This is a genomic window from Candidatus Izemoplasma sp. (genome assembly GCA_036172455.1).
Taxonomy (GTDB): domain Bacteria; phylum Bacillota_I; class Bacilli_A; order Izemoplasmatales; family Izemoplasmataceae; genus JAIPGF01.
The window spans coordinates 339,147-357,816 of sequence record JAXKVY010000001.1 but is presented as its reverse complement, the minus strand read 5'-3'; the positions used below and the strand labels follow the sequence as shown (position 1 = coordinate 357,816).

Here is an 18,670-nt window from a genome sequence, read left to right as displayed (position 1 = left end):
ATTCTTTATTTTACCACATCTTTTTAAAAATTTATGTTATAATAGCAAAAGGTGATACTATGTATGAACGTTTTCGTGACAGTTTAGTCAATCCAACAAGAATTGTTGAATTTCGAAAAGATAAAGTAATCCTTGTTATTTTATATGTCTTATTTTTTGCGGCCTTACTCAGTACCAGAACAACCATCGAAATGGTCACATTTAATGGAATTCGACCTAATACACAAGAATATATTAAGAATGAAATGACTGTGATAGGCGACAAGTGCGCTGTGGTAGATGCGACAGTAACTTGTGATTCTGCGTTAAGAGAAGAAGTGTATGTTGATGGGTTTATTCGTTATCACATTGATTCTTACGGCAGTATTAATCCAGATATGTACGCAGAAGGGTACAATATTATTTTTCATAAAGATAATGTAGCCCTTGTGTTTAATGGGACCTTAGTAAATGCTGTGACTTTAAAAATAAGTGATTTACCAGAGAGTTTGCATAATCTTGATTTTGCTTTACAAGAGACAGATCCTGATCAATTTTATACTGAATTAGTGAATGGTATTAATACTTTTTTATTGTCACAAAAGCCGATTTTCGCACCAATTATGATTATAATGGAAATTATCTCTAATTTTATATTATTTATGATTTTTGTGCTGATCAGTAGTTGGTTTATGAATATGCGCTTTAAGCCGATTAAATACCGTGATCTATTTGTTATGACTGCTTACGCAGGAACAGCTTTATATTTAATCTTAATCTTCGATAGTCTCTTTAGTCTAAGTTTCTTCTTAATTGTAATTTTAATTTTGATTGCGTTTAGACAGAATAATGCGTTGAGTCGAGAGCTATTTCGTCGTCTACACACGAATCAAAAGACACAAAATAATGATGAAAACGATGAATAAGACCTTCTTATTGTAACATATTATACAATTAAAAAACATTTTAAAAGACTGCCTCTTTATTCAGAATAGTATCTGATTAAAGAGGTTTTTATCTGTTTTAATTTAGATTTTGCTTTTTTTGAGACTTGGCCTTATAATAAAGATATGAGATTCCTAAGGAGGCACATATATGAATCAGATGATTAAAGGGATATTAACGGTTGTCGCAGTAGCTATTTTAACGGTTATTTTCAGTATATTAATTGGCGCAATCGTAGCTGTTATGTCAATAAACAATCCATGGATGGGTATGACGGGAGCGATGATTACCGTATTTGTTGGTGGTGCTTTATTATTAGGCTTGCTTATTATGGGGATTTTCCGTTATCAGAAGGATAAATCTGAATACTGGCTAGGCGTTATTTATGGTGTCCTTGGATTGGTTGGGTTAAACATTATACTTGCCGCTTTAGGTTGGGCAATGAGTTTATTAACAGCGTTTTAATATAACCATTTATCACCAAGCAATAATACTTGATTAACGATTTCTTGTATGATATGCTTGTATTAGATGTGAAGAACTAGAAAGAGTAAACATAGCTGCATTTAAGAGACCTAATGGTGCTGAGAATTAGGATGACAGTGTGTCGAATTAGTCTAAGGAGCAGTATTAGCGCAACCCGTGAGTTAATACCGTATCTCTGCGTTAAAGAGTTAAGTGCTAGGCAACTAGAACAAAGGTGGTACCGCGGAAATTATTTCGTCCTTTTTTAAAGGACGATTTTTTTATATATTAAGGAGATGATCATATGCAGTATAATCACAAAGAAATAGAAGCCAAATGGCAAAAACACTGGTATGACAACAAACGGTTTAAGGCAGAAGATTTTTCTGATAAAGAAAAATATTATGCGTTAGTGGAATTTCCATACCCATCAGGGATTGGAATGCACGTTGGTCATATTAGAGCTTACTCAAGTTTAGAGATTGTTGCTCGTAAACGTCGAATGGAAGGATATAATGTCTTATTCCCAATCGGCTTTGATGCTTTTGGCTTACCGACAGAAAACTATGCGATTAAAACCAATACGCACCCTCGCGAGGTAACAGATAAAAATATTAAAACCTTTTTAAATCAACTTAAAAAAGCTGGATTCAGCTTTGATTTTGATCGGCAAGTTGATACAACAGATCCTTCGTATTATAAATGGACCCAATGGATTTTTATTCAGCTATTTAAAAAAGGTTTGGCCTTCCGTGATACAACATATGTTAATTATTGTCCGAGTTGTAAAGTCGTGTTATCAAATGAGGATTCACAAGGTGGTAAATGTGATCGATGTGATACACCTGTTGTCCAAAAAGAAAAAGACGTATGGTTCTTAAAAATAACAGACTATGCTGAAAGATTATTACAAGGATTAAAAGACCTAGATACCTTACCGCGCATACGAATTGAACAAGAGAACTGGATTGGTAAGTCGACAGGGGCTCATGTAACCTTTCCTATAAAAGATGTTGGTGAGTCGTTAGAGGTGTATACGACACGGCCAGATACATTATATGGCGCTACGTTTATGGTTGTTGCCCCAGAGCATCCGATTTTAAAACATCAAGCCAACCGTATTAATAATATGGATGATGTTAAAGCATACCAGGAACAAGCAAAATTGAAAACGGAATTTGAACGTGTAGAGTTGGCGAAAGATAAAACAGGGGTTAAACTTGATGGACTTGTTGCGCTGAATCCGTTAACCCAAAAAGAGATGCCTATTTTTGTTGCCGACTATGTTATGATTGGGTATGGTACTGGCGCTATAATGGCCGTTCCGGCTCATGATACTAGAGATTATGAATTTGCACAAAAATTTGACTGTGACATTGTTGAAGTTATCCAGGGTGGCGATATTACGAAAGAAGCCTACACGGATACCGCTGAAGGGATACTGATAAACAGTGATATCTTGAATGGTCTAGATGTCAAAGAAGCAAAACAAAAGATCATTCACTATTTAGAAGAACAAGACATTGGGAAGCGTGCTGTCAACTATAAAATGAAGGACTGGGCATTTAATCGTCAACGTTATTGGGGAGAACCCATTCCAATTGTTCACTGTGAACATTGTGGTATGGTGCCAGTCCCAGAAGAAGACTTACCACTTGAATTACCTGATATAGATGATTTTAAACCTGGTGAAGATGGGGAAAGCCCACTTGCGAATATTCCATCATTTGTCAATACCACTTGTCCGAAATGTGGTCATGACGCGAAACGTGAAACGGACACTATGCCACAATGGGCTGGTAGTAGTTGGTATTTCTTACGCTATACTGACCCACATAATGACCAAGAACTTGCTGATTTTGATAAACTAAAGTATTGGCTAGAAGTTGATTGGTATAACGGTGGTATGGAACATGTTACACGCCATGTTATTTATTCACGATTCTGGCATCAATTCTTATATGATATTGGTGTAGTCCCAACCGAAGAACCTTATAAAAAACGTACCGCTCAAGGACTTATATTGGGTACTGACGGAGATAAGATGAGTAAATCAAAAGGCAATATAGTCAATCCGTTAGAAATTATTGAAGAGTATGGCGCAGATACATTACGTCTATATATTCTCTTTATTGGTGATTATGAACAAGCAACGCCATGGAGCGATAGTGGGGTTAAAGGGGCTCGACGCTTTTTAGATAAAGTAGCTCGCTTAGAAGATAAAGTTTCTAATAAGCCACATAAAGATTATGAAATCTTACTGAATCAGACCATCAAAGGGGTATCAGAAGATATTGAAGCTGTGAAGTTTAATACAGCGATAGCAAAACTAATGACATTAGCTAATGAGTTAAACAAAGTATCACATATTCAACAAGCAGATTATGAAGCATTCTTAAAACTGATTTATCCATTCGCACCACACTTATGTGAAGAATTATGGTCTAACTTAGGACACAAAGACGATATGACATTTGTTGAGTGGCCAGAGTATGACGAAAATAAGTTGGTTGAATCCACTATTGAGATTGCCATCATGGTTAATGGTAAAGTCCGAGATAATGTCGCTATAGAGCTTAATCAAGATAAATCTTCGGTAATTGAGCTTGCCAAAACGCAAGAAAAAATAATACCGTATTTAGAAGATAAAGCGATTAAAAAAACAATATATGTACCCAATAAGCTCGTTAATTTTGTCGTTTAGTGCAAGGAATTTATCCTTGCACTTTTTTTTGTGATATAATAGGTAGTGGAGGTGGATGAATGAAAACAAAAATGGCTTATTTAATCGTGCTGACCAGTAGTATTGGACTCCTTACAAATATGATTGTTAGTTTACTTAGTGAGAGTCCAATAATATCCTTTTTAAGCTTATTTAAATACTTCACAATTTGGAGTAATGTTTTTGTATTACTATTATTTCTTGGTAAGGCTTTAAATTGGCACTGGATTGATCGATTAAAAGGTGGTATTTATATCAACATCACAATCACAATGGTTGTCTATATTACGCTCTTGAGTTGGACGTATACACCAGAAGGATTATACATCTTATCGAACATTATGAATCATTATGTGACACCATTACTTGCGATTGGGTATTTTATTCAATATGAGAATAAAAACTTTATGATTGAGCATATTGCGTTATGGATGATTTTTCCTATTTATTATTTGGGGTTTGCACTCAATTACAGCGCGCTAACAAATAATCCTATTTACCCGTTTTTTGATTTTATTAATGCTGGACTACTCAGAGTTAGTTTATTTGTAATAGCTATATTTATCATCTATTTAATTTTGTCAATGGGGATTGTGAAAATATTTTCACAAAAATAATTCACTATCAATGCTAATCAGTAAAAATAAAATGGCTAAAGATAGCCATTTTATCTATGAGTGTAAAATGATTATTTTTTTCATTTCAAATGCGTGATTTGTTGAAAGTAGATTTTTAAAATGATATAATAATAATGGTGTAAAAACGCTTTCATTTAAAATGATAAAAGCACCTAAGAAAGTGAGCAAAAAATAATGAAACGGATTACAATTATTGCTGGCCACTATGGAAGTGGTAAAAGTGAAATATCTGTAGAACTTGCATTGACACATAAAATTAATTATTTAGTCGATTTAGATATCATCAATGTCTACTTCCGATCTCGAGAATTAGACACATTATTAAAAGAGAATGATATCCACTTAGTTGAATCAACGATTAAAGGCATGCGTAATTCAGATTTACCCTTTGTAAGTGGTGAAGGGGCGATTCCTTTTACCCATCCAAATGTGACTGCCATATATGATCTTGGTGGTACTGAAAATGGGGTTCGTGTCTTGCATCAGTTTTTACATAAGATAAAAGATCCGGATGAGATTGATTTCTTAGTAACGGTAAATACATTTCGTCCTGAAACGCAAACTAAAGAGGATATATTAAAAACGATTGCTATGTATGAAGCGGAAAGTCAGCTTAAAGTTACAGGTTTAATCAATAATACGAACTTGATGCAAGAAACAACGGAAGATGATATTTTAAATGGTGAACAAGTTATTGCATCTGTCGCAAGAGAGTTGCATGTCCCGATTGTTTACACAGCAATTGATGAATCCATTGACACATCTAGATCATTCAAAGGTGAAAAGCTTATTCTACATAGATATATAGCAAAACAAAGATTATAGGAGGAACGATCGTGGCAAAAGGAAGAATTTTTATCGAAGAAGACACCTGTAAAGGGTGTAACTTATGTACCTTTTATTGTCCTGTTCATATCTTAAAATTAGATGAATCTCGGACCAATAAAAAAGGGTACACTCCATTGATGGTCACAGATATGGAAAAATGCATTGGTTGTGGATTCTGTGCGACCATGTGTCCAGACTCTGTCATTACTGTCGAGCGATTTCTGAAGGAGGCTAACAATGGCTAAAGTATTGATGAAAGGAAATGAAGCAATGGCACTCGCAGCAATTAAAGGTGGATGTGATGCCTTTTATGGTTATCCCATCACACCCCAAAATGAGTTGCCAGAATATTTAAGTAAACATATGAAAGAAAATGGACGAGTATTCGTCCAGAGTGAAAGTGAAGTTGCTGCTATTAATATGGTTTATGGTGCAGCTGGTGGTGGTGCGCGTGTATTAACCTCCTCAAGTTCACCAGGGATTGCCTTGAAACAAGAAGGTATTAGTTATTTAACAGGCGCAGAATTACCTGCGGTAATAATTAATGTTATGCGTGGTGGACCAGGTCTTGGAGGTATCCAACCAAGCCAGGCAGATTATAAACAAATCACACGTGGTGGCGGAAATGGGGATTACTATCTCTATTCTCTTGCACCTGAAAGTTTACAAGAGGCGGTTAACTTAATTAAAGAATCATTTGATATTGCTGATTATTTTAGAAACCCTGTTATGATTGCGGTTGATGGATTAATTGGTCAAATGATGGAACCGGTCGATTTTGATCAAGAAATCCCTAAGTGGGATTTGAAAGAAAAAACATGGGCCGCAGATGGTATGCGCGGCAAACGTGATAAAAATGTTATTAATAGTTTATACCTCGATCCTCAAGATTTAGAAGATCACAATTATAAATTATTAGATAAATATAATGAAATGAAAGCCAATCATCAACGGTACGAACTCATTAATATGGAGAATGCTGAAATTGCTATTGTAGCATTTGGTTCGACAGCTCGTATCGCAAGAAGTGCGATTGAAATGTTAGAAGATGAAGGCATCAACTGTGGTATTATTAGACCAATTACAATTTATCCATTCCCTAGTAAAGCATTTGATGAAATTCCAGCAAGTGTTCAAGATTTATTAGTCGTTGAAATGTCAACTGGTCAAATGATAGACGACGTTAAAATTGTCAATGAAGGAAGATATCCGATACACTTCTACGGACGTGTTGGCGGGATTGTTCCTGAGGCAGAGGAAATTGTCAACAAAGTGAAAGAAATCGTAGGTGAGAAATAATGGCAAAAACGAAAACGGTATATAAAAAATCACCAGGATTATCAGATTTTCCATTAAGTTATTGCCCAGGGTGTACCCATGGTATTATTCATAAACTGGTTGCTGAATGTTTAACTGAATTAGACGTCCTTGAGCGCTCAGTTGGAATCGGTAGTGTTGGTTGTAGTGCCTTAAACTATGACTTCTTTAGTTTCGATATGTTCCAAGCGGCACATGGACGTGCACCAGCTGTTGCGACAGGATTAAAACGGGTTCGTCCTGATACTATGGTATTTACATATCAAGGAGATGGAGACCTCGCAAGTATTGGGATTGCAGAAGCAATCCACGCAGCGCATCGTGGTGAAAATATCACCATTGTATTCGTGAATAATGCGATTTATGGTATGACAGGTGGTCAAATGGCACCAACAACCCTCGTTGGCCAAAAAACGACCACATCACCAGATGGTCGTGATCCAAAACATTCAGGGTTCCCATTACGTATCGCCGAAATGATGGCCACAATCCCAGGGGCAACCTATGTTGAACGGGTAAGTGTCCATAATCCTAAACACGTAAACAAAGCAAAAAAAGCCTTGAAAAAAGCGTTTGAAATTCAAAAAAATAATCAAGGATTCAGTTTAATAGAATTTATTTCTACCTGTCCAGTTAACTGGGGTATGACACCAAAAGACGCTGTAGATTGGGCTGTTGACAATATGATTCCTTACTATCCTTTAGGTGTCTACAAAGATAGAACGAAGGAGGATAACGCATGATTGATGAAAAAGTAATCATTGCCGGATTTGGTGGACAAGGTGTAATGTTAATGGGGCAACTCCTTAGTTACGTTGCAACAAAAAAAGACATTAACACATTATGGTTTCCATCATATGGACCAGAGACCCGTGGGGGTACAGCAAATTGTTCAGTTACAATCAGTGAAGATCCGGTAAGGAGTCCTGTTATTTCAACACCAGATTCTTTAATTATTATGAACAAACCTTCGCTTGCTAAATTCCAACCAAAATTAAAAACAGGTGGAAACTTATTAATTAACGCAAGTCTTGTAAAAGATGTTGACATTCGTGATGATGTGAATGTTATTCTTGTCAAAGCGAATGATTTAGCACTAGAGATTGGTAACCTAAAAGTTGCAAACATGGTCATGTTAGGAGCCTATTTAAAGGCGGCAAATCTCTTTACGAACGATGATATTATTGATATAATGAAACAGAAATTTACAGGTGCGAAAGCAAAACTGATTGACATTAATAAAGAAGCACTTGATCGCGGACGCGATATCGTTAAGTAATATTTTTAAAGAGAGGATGGATCTCATGAAGATTCTTACTATCAACCCAGGAAGCACATCAACTAAAGTAGCCTTATTTGAAGGCGATGACTGTGTGCACAAAAAAACGATCCGCTATTCCTCTGATATACTCAATAAATATGATGATTTAATTGATCAAATCCCTTTACGACGCAGTGATATTGAAACCTTCTTAAAAGAGAATGCGATTCGGTTAAACCAAATCGATGGATTTATCGGTCGAGGGGGATTAATGAAATCACTCGCAAGTGGCGTTTATGAAGTTGATGATGCCATGAAAAAAGATTTAGCAAGTGGAAAGTATGGGGAACATGCCAGTAACTTGGGTGGAATATTAGCGGATACACTTGCCAAAAAAGTTAGTAAAAAAGCGTACATCGCTGACCCTGTCATTGTTGATGAAATGGAAGATGTCGCTAAAATATCGGGATTGAACGGTATTACCCGTAAGCCGATATGGCACGCATTAAATCAAAAAGCGGTCGCCAAACAGTACGCAGAGAAAAATAATTTAAATTATGAAGATCTCAATCTAATTGTTGCTCACTTAGGTGGTGGCATTAGTGTTGGATTTCACAAAGAAGGCAAAGTCGTTGATGTTAACAACGCTTTAGACGGAGATGGACCATTTAGCCCAGAGCGTACTGGGGGATTACCGGTAGCGTCTGTGTATGAACTTGCATTTAATGGACAATACACGTTAGAACAAGTTCAAAAACTAAATCATGGATTTGGTGGACTTGTATCTTATTTAAATACCAATGATGCTGAAGAAGTCAGTGAAATGATTGCTAGTGGCAGTACCGTCGCAAAAGATATCCTTCATGCTATGGTGTATCAAATTGCTAAAGAAATTGGTAGTTTATATGCCATTACAAAAGGGAAACTTGATGCGATCATTATTACCGGTGGCCTAGCATATAATCAAGATGTATTACAACCACTGCTAGAATACATAGATCACTTAGGAGAAATCACTATCTATCCTGGTGAAAACGAACTCAGTGCACTTGCTTACAATATGAAGTTAGTCATTGAAGGCAAACAACGCGCACAAAAATATGATATGTAAAAAGCCAACTTAGTTGGCTTTTTTTAATCCATTGTATTTTCTAATCCAACATACGTAAACGTATCTTCAAAGATAATCTTCTTACGTTTATATAGCGTAACTTTTGCATGCGAGGTTAAACTCTCAAAGACCTCTAGGTTCATGTTGCCACCATCCGTTGGTCCAACCAGTTTAATTGGAGCATCTAACGATGTTTTAATAATAACTTTATAAAACGGCTTTAAAACGGTTAGAGTAATCTGTCCCTTATGACTTTCATAAAGGAATTTTGAAAGATTGTATGATGAAAAATGATAGCCTTTATCCGGTAAATCTAGATGTAAGAAAAAGCCGTTAATAGTTAAGCCTTTGAAAGGAACTTTACCCACTGATAAGGAGATAGTTGCGTTTGATGATTCAGCGTGAGAACTTTGACACCAAATCCACTTTTGAGGAAATTTGTGACCATATGTCTTTTCTAGATAAATATTTGCGTTAATGCTGTGTTTCTCATCCGCCATCTCGATTTTACCAATCCCTTTACCATTAGGATAAAGTAACTCTTGATAACACTCAAGGGGCATTTTTTTAAAGAAACCCATAGATGACTTTGTTTGAAGTGACACATCTTCAAACGATAAATTACACTTAATATCATCAATATCAAGTAGTAGATGTTTAAGCGACAACTCATTATTGCCGATAGTGACTGTTTCTAAGGTCTCATGATAATAGAATAATGACAGATCAAATGCTCTATAAATCCCTTTTTTCTGACCAGCTTTTGCGATTTGAATAAATGCATGAGGATTGGTTGATTCTTTCGTAATCCCGAATATAACAGCCATATTAAGTTCGATAACAGGATCAATTATTCGAACATACCATCCTTCAAAATAGTTTGAATCTTTTAACGATTGATATGAAAATAAGCTCATAAGACAACCTCCTTGATTGTTTTTAGTATACCATAAGTTGTTTTTGTGATATACTAATTTTGGTGATAATTATGGACTATGTTGTATTTGATATTGAAACAACAGGATTAAATCCAAGAACAGATCGAATTATCGAAATTGGGGCACTTCGTATTAAGAATGGTGAAGTCGTTGATTCTTTTGAACAATTAATTAATCCCGGGATAACCATTCCAGACAATGTGATTGCGATTCATGGCATTACCAACGAAATGGTTAAAGATGCGCTTTTCCCAGGTATTGCTTTACAAGAATTTATATCCTTTTGTGAAGGGGTAGATTTTTTAATTGGACATAACGCAGTACGATTTGATTATCCGTTCATTGAAAATGAATGTACGCGATATATGGTTAAATATCCTAAATTTAGAGTGAAAGACACGATTTTCTCAGCAAGAAAACGATTAAAAGGACTTAGAAGTTATTCTTTAAAAGCATTGTGCCGTATTTTCCAAATAGAAAACAAGCAGGCACATCGGGCTTTAAGCGATGTCTATGCGACATATGAAGTCTATGAACAATTACTCGCAAAAGATAAATAAGACCTTTATCCATACTATATGGATGGAGGTCTTTTTTATGAATTGTATTTATTGTCAGAAACACTTATATAAACAGATGACACTTAAAACACTTTTTAAAACACCGTATGTCATCCATGATGACTGTGTGAAAAAAGTTAATGTAAAAACAGAAGACATGATTCCCGTGTTGGATAAAGAAATAATCTTGCATTATTTATTTGATCAAAACAAAGATGGTGATGATCACGCCTTATTTACAGAACTAGGGCATCACCTGTTTACCGGCTTTAAAACCTCTGATAGTGATCTAATGCTTTACTATGATGATACATTAATAACATTCCTTAACAGCCCAATGTTTAAACTTGTTTTAGGGTTAACACGCCGTTTTTTATACTTAGCATTTCTATATCGCGATACACTGTTGTAAGAGAAAAAAATCACATTTCTTAAACAATAGTCTGATTATATGTTATAATAAACTATATTAAATTGAAAGGGAGCTGAAAAAGATGAGAGTTGAAGTTAGAGGGAAAAATGGGTTTGAAGTAACCGATGCCATTAGAGATTACGCAGAAGACAAATTACAAAAAGTAGAACGGTATTTCAAACAGGCGTTAGATGCCTTTGTGGTTTGTAAAGTTTATAGCGATCATCATAAAGTTGAGGTGACCATCCCTACCAAGTATTATACCATGCGTGCTGAGGTCGCAGATGAAGACATGTACGCAGCGATTGATTTATCAATTGATAAATTAGAATCACAAATTCGTAAACATAAAACAAAAATTACACGCAGTTTACAACAACGTGATGGTGTTAAAGATATCTTCCATGATGATTTAGATATTGAAGCACTTGAAAAGGAATTGGTACAGCAACCTGTCCGCAAGAAAGAAATTATGCTTGAAGAAATGACAGTTGATGAAGCCATTACTGCACTAAAAGTATTGGATCATGACTTTTTCATTTTCCGTGATGATAAAACAAAACAAGTCAGTGTGGCCTATACACGAAATGATGGAACATTTGGAGTTATTGAAACCGAATAAATAAATGCGCCCAAGGGCGCATTTTTCTTGAGTTTTGTTTTCAAAAAGTTCATAAATATGATATCATAGATGTGACAAAATGAGGTGAGGTACATGTTTTTTAAAAAATGGTTTGACTTAGGACATCGAGCACTCAAAAAGAACCGCAAAATAGCGGATCAAATAGAGGCATTAAGCGATACATATAAAACATTGTCAGACGCAGAATTAAAAGCAAAAACAGATGAATTTAGAGAACGATTAAACAACGGTGAAACAAAAGATGATATTTTAGTTGATGCCTTTGCGACCGTTCGCGAAGCGGCGACACGTGTCGTTGGATTAACCCCTTACTATGTGCAATTGTTGGGGGCTATTTCAATACATAATGGTAATATTGCGGAAATGAAGACCGGTGAAGGGAAAACCTTAACCAGTGTTATGCCAGCCTACTTAAATGGATTATTAGGTGAAGGTGTTCACATTGTCACAGTCAATGATTATTTAGCTGCGCGTGAAGCAAACGGTGAAATTGGTGATTTATTTCGATGGTTAGGACTAACTGTTGGGCTGAATACACGTGATTTAACAAAGGAAGAAAAGCGCGAAGCGTATTTATGTGATGTACTGTATTCAACCAATAATGAATTAGGATTTGATTACTTACGTGATCACATGGTTATCTATAAAGAACAAATGGTCCAAAGACCATTAAACTACGCGATTATTGATGAGATTGATTCGATCTTAATTGATGAAGCAAGAACCCCATTAATTATTAGTGGTGGCGCAAAAAATACCAGTAGCTTATATTTACAAGCGCAAGCATTTACGCGAAATTTAACTGAAGAAGATTATGATTTAGATATTAAAACAAAAGCTGTCAACTTAACGGAATCCGGTATTGCTAGAGCCGAAAAATACTTTTCATTAGATAATCTATATGATATCCATAATGTCAGTTTACTACATAGTATAAACAATGCGATTAAAGCGAATTTTACAATGGAACGCGATGTTGATTATGTTGTTCAAGATAATAAAGTTGTTATTGTCGATAGTTTCACAGGACGACTTATGCATGGACGCCAATTTAGTGAAGGACTCCATCAAGCATTAGAAGCTAAAGAAGGCGTTGACATTAAAAAAGAAACCACAACACTAGCAACAATAACATTCCAAAATTACTTTAGAATGTATAGCAAACTTGCCGGAATGACAGGGACAGCGAAAACTGAGGAAGAAGAGTTCAGAAATATCTATAATATGATTGTCGTTGAAATACCAACCAATAAACCGGTCATCCGTCAAGATGATAATGATTTAATCTTCGCGACAATGAAAGCAAAATATAAAGCAATTGCGAAAGAAATACAACACCGTCATAAAATTGGGCAACCCATGTTAGTCGGGACCATTTCTATTGAAACATCAGAATTGCTCAGTAAACTATTGAAACGGTTAGGGGTACCACATGATGTTTTAAATGCGAAACAGCATGAGCGTGAAGCTGAGATTGTCGCAAAAGCAGGAATGAAGGGTCAAGTCACAATCGCAACCAATATGGCTGGACGTGGGACAGACATTAAACTTGGTGAAGGCGTTGTCGAACTTGGTGGACTTGCGGTATTAGGGACAGAACGTCATGAGTCACGCCGGATTGATAATCAGTTACGCGGACGTAGTGGACGTCAAGGAGACCCAGGATATAGTCGTTTCTTCTTATCAGGAGAAGATGATTTGTTGCGCCGATTTGGTGGCGATCGTTTTAAACGACAATTGGAGATGTTAACCAAAACACGGGGGTCTGATGATGAAGAGCCAATCGATTACGGAATCTTTTCTAAAATTGTAGAACGGGCCCAAAAACAAATTGAAGGAAACAACTTTGATCGCCGGAAAACCGTATTACAATATGATGAAGTAAACCGTAAACAACGTGAAGTAATCTATAAACAACGACGTGATATCTTATTTAAAGATTCAATTATTGATATTGCCCGTGAAATGATAAATCGTTCTATTGAACGGACAGTTTATGCCCATGTCAATCAAGATTCTAAAGATCAAATGGTTAATAGTAGTGAATTATATAATGTCCTCGCAGGACGGTACTTTACGCCAAACAGTATAAGTAAGTCTGAATTAGATAAACCCGCACCTGAGGTTATCAGTGAACTTTATGATGTTGTTAAAGAGGATATGACTTATAAACTGAACAAATTTGGTGATGAGAAGTTTAACGAATTTTTAAAAGCCATTATCTTACGTGTGGTCGATACATATTGGACAGAACATATCGATCAAATGAGTGAATTACGCCAATCAATTGGCCTGCAAAGTTATGCACAAATGAACCCATTACGCGAATATCAAGATAGTGGGTATCGGTTATTTAACGAAATGTTAGAAGCGATTGATGAAGATGTAACACGATATGTCTTACGCGCTCAAATCCGTGATAATATGGAACGCGTACAAGTGATTAAACCAACGCACACATCTAGTGGTAAAGAAATCGAGTCAAAGAAAAAACCACGTTCTGTCAATAAAGTAGGACGAAACGACCCTTGCCCATGTGGCTCAGGGAAAAAATATAAACATTGTCATGGTAAATAGAATAAAGACCCGAAGGGATATCCTAGGGTCTTTCTTGAAGGTGATTAATTATGCAACTATCTGATGTTAAAGGCATTGTTCAAAGCCATTTAAATGAACAAGAAAAAATCCATAATTTAATCGATCTCGAGGCATTAAAAAATGAGATTGATTCGTTACAAAAACAAACCTATGATGCTTCTTTTTGGGATAACCCACAAGAAGCTAATCATATTATTCAACAATTAAAGCGGTTAAAAAAACGTTATGACCAAATAGCGGCATATGATGATTTGATTGAAAACTTGCAATTATCAAAAGAGTTAGTTGAAGAAGATGCGAGTTTACTAGATGATATCGAGACATATGATAAACAACTGACAAAACGAGCCGAAAACTTAGAGATTCTGTTGTTATTATCAGAGGAATATGATGATTTAAATGCGATTTTAGAAATTCATCCAGGAGCTGGTGGTACGGAATCACAAGATTGGGCAAGTATGCTTTATCGGATGTATAACCGTTATGCCGCAAGTAGTGGCTACACTCAGGAAGTGCTAGATTACCAAGCTGGGGATGAAGCAGGGATTAAAAGTGCTACTTTTGCGATTCGTGGCGATAATGCCTACGGCTACTTAAAAGCAGAACATGGTGTTCACCGTTTAGTTAGAATTAGTCCGTTCGATAGTGGCGGAAGACGTCATACGTCTTTTGCTAGTGTTACAGTGATTCCTGAATTTGAGGGCGATATTGACATCGACATTGATGACAAAGATTTAAAAATTGATACCTATCGCTCAAGTGGTGCAGGGGGACAAAGTGTTAATACCACCGATAGTGCTGTACGGATTACCCATATACCTACTCATATCGTTGTGACAGTACAAAATGAACGGTCGCAAATTAAAAACAAAGATAAGGCAATGCAAATTTTAAAAGGTAAATTATATCAAAAAGCGTTAGAAGAACAACAAGAAAATATTGCAAAATATCGGTCTACCGATATTTCTAACTCTTTTGGAAGTCAGATACGTTCATATGTTATGCATCCTTACTCAATGGTTAAGGACCATCGTACAAATCACGAGACAGGGAATGTCGATAAAGTTATGGATGGCGATTTAGATCCATTCATCAAAGCCTATCTAACACAGCAACAAAAGGACGATCATAATGGATAAACACCGGATACGTCCTATTAGTCATCCTGAACGTTACGGATGGATTTCATTAGGTATTATTTTGATGGCTTCAGGGTTTTATTTCTTTTTAATTCCTGTTGATTTAGTTGCTGGAGGGGTTACTGGAATCGGTATGATACTGAATGAAGTATCAAGTAAGATTTCAATTTCTCTCACCGTATTTGCGATGAATATGGTGTTATTGTTGGTTGGCTGGATTGTCTTAGGCACAAAACTATTTCTTAGAAGTATCTATGGCAGCCTTCTGTTTCCTTTTGTCCTGTTCATCTTAGAACAGTTTGTGCCCTTATTAAATATCGAAAATGACTATGTCATTGCGGTCACTTTTGGTGGGGCACTACTTGGACTTGGTTTTGGCTATGTGCTTAAATATGGTGGTACAAGCGGAGGAACAGACATACCCGTTAAAATCTTAAACCGCGTGTTTAATTTACCAATCAGTTTTAGTGTGTATTTAATTGATGGCTTAATTGTCCTTGCAGGAACTATTGTCTTTTCCCAATCTGGGAGTGTACTTGTTGGGCTTTATGCGATAATCGCGATTGCGATTAGCGGTAAAGTTGCGGACATGGTGGTTGTCGGGGGTACTTCGAAAAAAGCCTTACAAATTATTACAGATTATCCACAGGAGATCAAAAAATCAATTTATGATTCTATTAGTCGTGGTGTGACAGAAGTACCGATTAAGGGTGGGTACTCAGAGTCCAAAAAAATAATGCTGATTACAGTCATTACTAAACGAGAATATTATTTAGTGAGAAATGTAATTAGCCATATTGATGAGACGGCATTTGTGTATGTCACCCCGGCTACAGAAATACATGGTGAATTTTTAGAAAGAGAGAGTGATGATTTATGAGTAAACGATTAGTAGGTTTATTAGCCTTCATCGTCGCAATAGGAACCAGTTTTTATATTGGGTACAACATGGATACAGTTGAACCACAGGATACGGGCAATCAAGATGAAAATCCGCCGTTAAATGAAGACGGTGCAACAACCATTACCGATGAAGTTTTCTTAGAAGTTTTAGAATCATTGATGGAAAATCATTATACACAACCATCAAGAGACTTGTTAATGGAAGGCGCAGTGAACGGGATGTTTGATGCATTAAATGACCCACATTCAAGTTATTTTGACTATGAAGAATACTCACAATTTCAAAGTGGGTTTGAAGAAAGTTATGTCGGCATTGGCGTTCGCGTGAGCTTTGTTGAAGGGCAAATCATTGTTGAAGATGTGATGGAAGGTGGCCCAGCCGAAGAAGCTGGCATCTTACCTAATGATATCATTGTGAGTGTTGATGGGGTGGATATTACTGAGCAAAACTTTTATGACACCATCAACATGATTTTAGGAGAAGAAGGTACGGATGTCGTTATTGGTATTTTCCGTCAAGGTGTTGATAATATTATTCAATTAACCATGACCCGCGCCGTAATCCAAAATGCCAGTGTTAATTATCAAGTATTTAACAAAAACGGACAAAAACTTGGCTATATTGAAGTCACGCAATTTGGCGATGAAACAGCCAATAAATTTCATGATGCAATCACAGCCTTAGAAGCGCAAAATATAGATGGATTAGTTATTGATTTACGAAATAATGGCGGTGGCCATTTATCGACAGTGTACAATATGATGAATGAGTTTTTAGTGGATAATGGGAAGCCAATGTTCTCAACTGAATATTATTCTGATGGAGAATTCTTCAGTAACAATTATTATGCATCTAATAGTACACCAAAGCCCTATGATATCGTTACGCTTGTCAATCAAAATAGTGCCAGTGCATCAGAAGTTTTTGCAAGTGCTATGCAAGAACAAGGGAATTATCCTTTAGTCGGAACAGTGACATACGGTAAAGGGACCATGCAGACGGACATGGTTGTTCAAGCAACAGTGGGGGATCGGTTACATATATCCATTGGTAAATGGATTACAAGTGAAGGGAATTGGGTCCATTTTAATGGTGGTACGGATGGCATTACACCGGATATCATCGTCGAACCAACAGGTGCTGAAACAGCCTATAAAGTCTTTTTAATAGACGAAGGTCCACTACAAGTCGACACGGTCGATCCCCGTATTGCCAATGTACAACAAATCATTAATACCATGGGATATAACGTCAGAACGGATGGTTATTTTGACCAGGATACCTACAGTGCTATTATCAATATTCAAAATGATCATAACATCCCCGCAACGGGTATGATTGATGAAGCTACTTTAACTGTCATCAATGCAGCACTAGATGCATTCCGTGATAACCCAAGTAACGATTCACAGTTACAAGCAGCCTTAGATTACTTCAGTAACAATGATTAAAATTACAGATATTCACAAACAGACAAATGGCTATCGGATTACATTATCAAACCGTATTGCATTTGATGTGAGTGAACAGACCCTAAGTCAATACCATTTGTATGTCCAAAAAGAACTAGAGCCAAATGAGATAAAAGAGATTAGACAAGGCGCTAATTTTGACCTTGCCTATCAACAGGCACTGAGTTATGTGACAAGGCAAATGCGAACGGTTGGGGAAACAAAAGCACATTTACGCAAAAAAGATTATAGCCGAATTGTTATCGAACAAGTCATTGATCGCTTACAAGAAAATAACTATTTAAACGATCAACGCTACGCTAGTTTGTATGTAGAAGATAAAAAAATGTATTCCCATGATGGTCCTAAAAAAATTGGGCAATACTTACACAAAAAGAAAATTGACAAACCTATAATTGATCAGGCCTTACTCAGTTATGATATTCCCGAACAAAAAGAAACGATTCGTAAACAGTTAATTAAATTGAGTCAACGTCCTGTAAAAAAGCCTTATTATAAAGCGATTAAAAGCCTAAAACAAAAGTTTTATCGCTATGGTTTTCAATCATATATTATTGATGAAGTTTTTCAAGCACATATGGATATAATTGATCAAATGATTGATGAATCATCATCTTTTGAAAAAGATGTGTCTAAATTACACAACAAAGGTGTAAGTAGATATGCGATGAAACAAACGTTACGACAAAAAGGATATTCAAGTGCACAAATCGCCACACTTGAAGAATAGGAGGATCT

19 protein-coding genes and 1 other annotated feature are annotated in these 18,670 nt (G+C 36.1%); of the genes, 18 read left to right on the top strand and 1 reads right to left on the bottom strand.

The window, feature by feature from the left end:
- The first annotated feature begins 59 nt into the window (after nucleotides 1–59).
- The 10 genes from UMR38_01645 (at nucleotide 60) to buk (ending at nucleotide 9,266) form a co-directional block, all read left to right on the top strand.
- A complete protein-coding gene (locus UMR38_01645) occupies nucleotides 60–905 on the top strand; it encodes a DUF1189 family protein (protein MEC9484563.1) in 846 nt (281 codons plus the stop codon).
- A gap of 169 nt (nucleotides 906–1,074) precedes the next feature.
- On the top strand, nucleotides 1,075–1,389 hold the full coding sequence (locus UMR38_01640) for a hypothetical protein (GenBank protein MEC9484562.1): 315 nt from the start codon (nucleotides 1,075–1,077) through the stop codon (nucleotides 1,387–1,389).
- A 62-nt stretch (nucleotides 1,390–1,451) separates the two neighbouring features.
- Nucleotides 1,452–1,655 (top strand) — a binding site (T-box leader).
- A 38-nt stretch (nucleotides 1,656–1,693) separates the two neighbouring features.
- Nucleotides 1,694–4,093, top strand: a complete 2,400-nt coding sequence (gene leuS, locus UMR38_01635; protein MEC9484561.1) for a leucine--tRNA ligase — start codon at nucleotides 1,694–1,696, stop codon at nucleotides 4,091–4,093.
- A gap of 59 nt (nucleotides 4,094–4,152) precedes the next feature.
- Complete coding sequence (locus UMR38_01630; GenBank protein ID MEC9484560.1) at nucleotides 4,153–4,728, top strand: Pr6Pr family membrane protein; 576 nt, start codon at nucleotides 4,153–4,155, stop codon at nucleotides 4,726–4,728.
- A 195-nt stretch (nucleotides 4,729–4,923) separates the two neighbouring features.
- Nucleotides 4,924–5,574 carry a hypothetical protein gene (locus UMR38_01625; protein MEC9484559.1) on the top strand — a complete coding sequence of 217 codons (651 nt, stop codon included), beginning with the start codon at nucleotides 4,924–4,926 and terminating at the stop codon, nucleotides 5,572–5,574.
- 11 nt (nucleotides 5,575–5,585) lie between these two features.
- Nucleotides 5,586–5,822: a 4Fe-4S dicluster domain-containing protein gene (locus tag UMR38_01620; GenBank protein ID MEC9484558.1), complete on the top strand. Its 237-nt coding sequence runs from the start codon at nucleotides 5,586–5,588 to the stop codon at nucleotides 5,820–5,822.
- Nucleotides 5,815–6,876 carry a 3-methyl-2-oxobutanoate dehydrogenase subunit VorB gene (vorB, locus tag UMR38_01615; GenBank protein ID MEC9484557.1) on the top strand — a complete coding sequence of 354 codons (1,062 nt, stop codon included), beginning with the start codon at nucleotides 5,815–5,817 and terminating at the stop codon, nucleotides 6,874–6,876. Before UMR38_01620 ends, vorB begins: the two co-directional genes overlap by 8 nt.
- Complete coding sequence (locus UMR38_01610) at nucleotides 6,876–7,637, top strand: thiamine pyrophosphate-dependent enzyme (GenBank protein ID MEC9484556.1); 762 nt, start codon at nucleotides 6,876–6,878, stop codon at nucleotides 7,635–7,637. The genes vorB and UMR38_01610 overlap by 1 nt, the downstream gene beginning before the upstream one ends.
- Nucleotides 7,634–8,173, top strand: coding sequence for a 2-oxoacid:acceptor oxidoreductase family protein (locus tag UMR38_01605; protein ID MEC9484555.1), 540 nt, complete (start codon nucleotides 7,634–7,636; stop codon nucleotides 8,171–8,173). The genes UMR38_01610 and UMR38_01605 overlap by 4 nt, the downstream gene beginning before the upstream one ends.
- Before the next feature lie 25 nt (nucleotides 8,174–8,198).
- Complete coding sequence (gene buk, locus UMR38_01600) at nucleotides 8,199–9,266, top strand: butyrate kinase (GenBank protein MEC9484554.1); 1,068 nt, start codon at nucleotides 8,199–8,201, stop codon at nucleotides 9,264–9,266.
- Between the two features lie 23 nt (nucleotides 9,267–9,289).
- On the opposite strand, the gene UMR38_01595 is transcribed toward buk, so the two are convergent.
- Nucleotides 9,290–10,183 (bottom strand): tocopherol cyclase family protein, encoded by an 894-nt coding sequence (locus UMR38_01595; GenBank protein MEC9484553.1) that lies wholly within the window; start codon nucleotides 10,181–10,183, stop codon nucleotides 9,290–9,292.
- A gap of 71 nt (nucleotides 10,184–10,254) precedes the next feature.
- On the opposite strand from UMR38_01595, the gene UMR38_01590 reads away from it, so the two are divergent.
- The 8 genes from UMR38_01590 (at nucleotide 10,255) to UMR38_01555 (ending at nucleotide 18,662) form a co-directional block, all read left to right on the top strand.
- A complete protein-coding gene (locus UMR38_01590) occupies nucleotides 10,255–10,764 on the top strand; it encodes a 3'-5' exonuclease (GenBank protein ID MEC9484552.1) in 510 nt (169 codons plus the stop codon).
- A gap of 37 nt (nucleotides 10,765–10,801) precedes the next feature.
- Nucleotides 10,802–11,176, top strand: a complete 375-nt coding sequence (locus tag UMR38_01585; protein MEC9484551.1) for a hypothetical protein — start codon at nucleotides 10,802–10,804, stop codon at nucleotides 11,174–11,176.
- Between the two features lie 82 nt (nucleotides 11,177–11,258).
- Nucleotides 11,259–11,798 carry a ribosome-associated translation inhibitor RaiA gene (gene raiA, locus UMR38_01580; protein MEC9484550.1) on the top strand — a complete coding sequence of 180 codons (540 nt, stop codon included), beginning with the start codon at nucleotides 11,259–11,261 and terminating at the stop codon, nucleotides 11,796–11,798.
- Between the two features lie 93 nt (nucleotides 11,799–11,891).
- Complete coding sequence (secA, locus tag UMR38_01575) at nucleotides 11,892–14,396, top strand: preprotein translocase subunit SecA (GenBank protein ID MEC9484549.1); 2,505 nt, start codon at nucleotides 11,892–11,894, stop codon at nucleotides 14,394–14,396.
- A 50-nt stretch (nucleotides 14,397–14,446) separates the two neighbouring features.
- The gene (gene prfB, locus UMR38_01570; GenBank protein ID MEC9484548.1) at nucleotides 14,447–15,556 is read left to right on the top strand and encodes a peptide chain release factor 2; all 1,110 of its coding nucleotides are present in this window, start codon (nucleotides 14,447–14,449) and stop codon (nucleotides 15,554–15,556) included.
- Complete coding sequence (locus tag UMR38_01565; protein MEC9484547.1) at nucleotides 15,549–16,436, top strand: YitT family protein; 888 nt, start codon at nucleotides 15,549–15,551, stop codon at nucleotides 16,434–16,436. The genes prfB and UMR38_01565 overlap by 8 nt, the downstream gene beginning before the upstream one ends.
- Complete coding sequence (locus tag UMR38_01560) at nucleotides 16,433–17,911, top strand: S41 family peptidase (protein MEC9484546.1); 1,479 nt, start codon at nucleotides 16,433–16,435, stop codon at nucleotides 17,909–17,911. Before UMR38_01565 ends, UMR38_01560 begins: the two co-directional genes overlap by 4 nt.
- Nucleotides 17,904–18,662, top strand: a complete 759-nt coding sequence (locus UMR38_01555; GenBank protein ID MEC9484545.1) for a RecX family transcriptional regulator — start codon at nucleotides 17,904–17,906, stop codon at nucleotides 18,660–18,662. The genes UMR38_01560 and UMR38_01555 overlap by 8 nt, the downstream gene beginning before the upstream one ends.
- The last annotated feature ends 8 nt before the right edge of the window (nucleotides 18,663–18,670 follow it).

Bases quoted from the DNA above. Each gene is read 5' to 3' on its own strand.
- UMR38_01585 (MEC9484551.1), top strand. From the start codon at position 10,802: ATGAATTGTATTTATTGTCAGAAACACTTATATAAACAGATGACACTT.
- raiA (MEC9484550.1), top strand. From the start codon at position 11,259: ATGAGAGTTGAAGTTAGAGGGAAAAATGGGTTTGAAGTAACCGATGCC.
- UMR38_01625 (MEC9484559.1), top strand. From the start codon at position 4,924: ATGAAACGGATTACAATTATTGCTGGCCACTATGGAAGTGGTAAAAGT.
- UMR38_01595 (MEC9484553.1), bottom strand. From the start codon at position 10,183: ATGAGCTTATTTTCATATCAATCGTTAAAAGATTCAAACTATTTTGAA.
- UMR38_01645 (MEC9484563.1), top strand. From the start codon at position 60: ATGTATGAACGTTTTCGTGACAGTTTAGTCAATCCAACAAGAATTGTT.
- vorB (MEC9484557.1), top strand. From the start codon at position 5,815: ATGGCTAAAGTATTGATGAAAGGAAATGAAGCAATGGCACTCGCAGCA.
- secA (MEC9484549.1), top strand. From the start codon at position 11,892: ATGTTTTTTAAAAAATGGTTTGACTTAGGACATCGAGCACTCAAAAAG.
- UMR38_01565 (MEC9484547.1), top strand. From the start codon at position 15,549: ATGGATAAACACCGGATACGTCCTATTAGTCATCCTGAACGTTACGGA.
- UMR38_01640 (MEC9484562.1), top strand. From the start codon at position 1,075: ATGAATCAGATGATTAAAGGGATATTAACGGTTGTCGCAGTAGCTATT.
- UMR38_01605 (MEC9484555.1), top strand. From the start codon at position 7,634: ATGATTGATGAAAAAGTAATCATTGCCGGATTTGGTGGACAAGGTGTA.
- prfB (MEC9484548.1), top strand. From the start codon at position 14,447: ATGCAACTATCTGATGTTAAAGGCATTGTTCAAAGCCATTTAAATGAA.
- UMR38_01610 (MEC9484556.1), top strand. From the start codon at position 6,876: ATGGCAAAAACGAAAACGGTATATAAAAAATCACCAGGATTATCAGAT.
- leuS (MEC9484561.1), top strand. From the start codon at position 1,694: ATGCAGTATAATCACAAAGAAATAGAAGCCAAATGGCAAAAACACTGG.
- UMR38_01590 (MEC9484552.1), top strand. From the start codon at position 10,255: ATGGACTATGTTGTATTTGATATTGAAACAACAGGATTAAATCCAAGA.
- UMR38_01560 (MEC9484546.1), top strand. From the start codon at position 16,433: ATGAGTAAACGATTAGTAGGTTTATTAGCCTTCATCGTCGCAATAGGA.
- UMR38_01630 (MEC9484560.1), top strand. From the start codon at position 4,153: ATGAAAACAAAAATGGCTTATTTAATCGTGCTGACCAGTAGTATTGGA.
- UMR38_01555 (MEC9484545.1), top strand. From the start codon at position 17,904: ATGATTAAAATTACAGATATTCACAAACAGACAAATGGCTATCGGATT.
- buk (MEC9484554.1), top strand. From the start codon at position 8,199: ATGAAGATTCTTACTATCAACCCAGGAAGCACATCAACTAAAGTAGCC.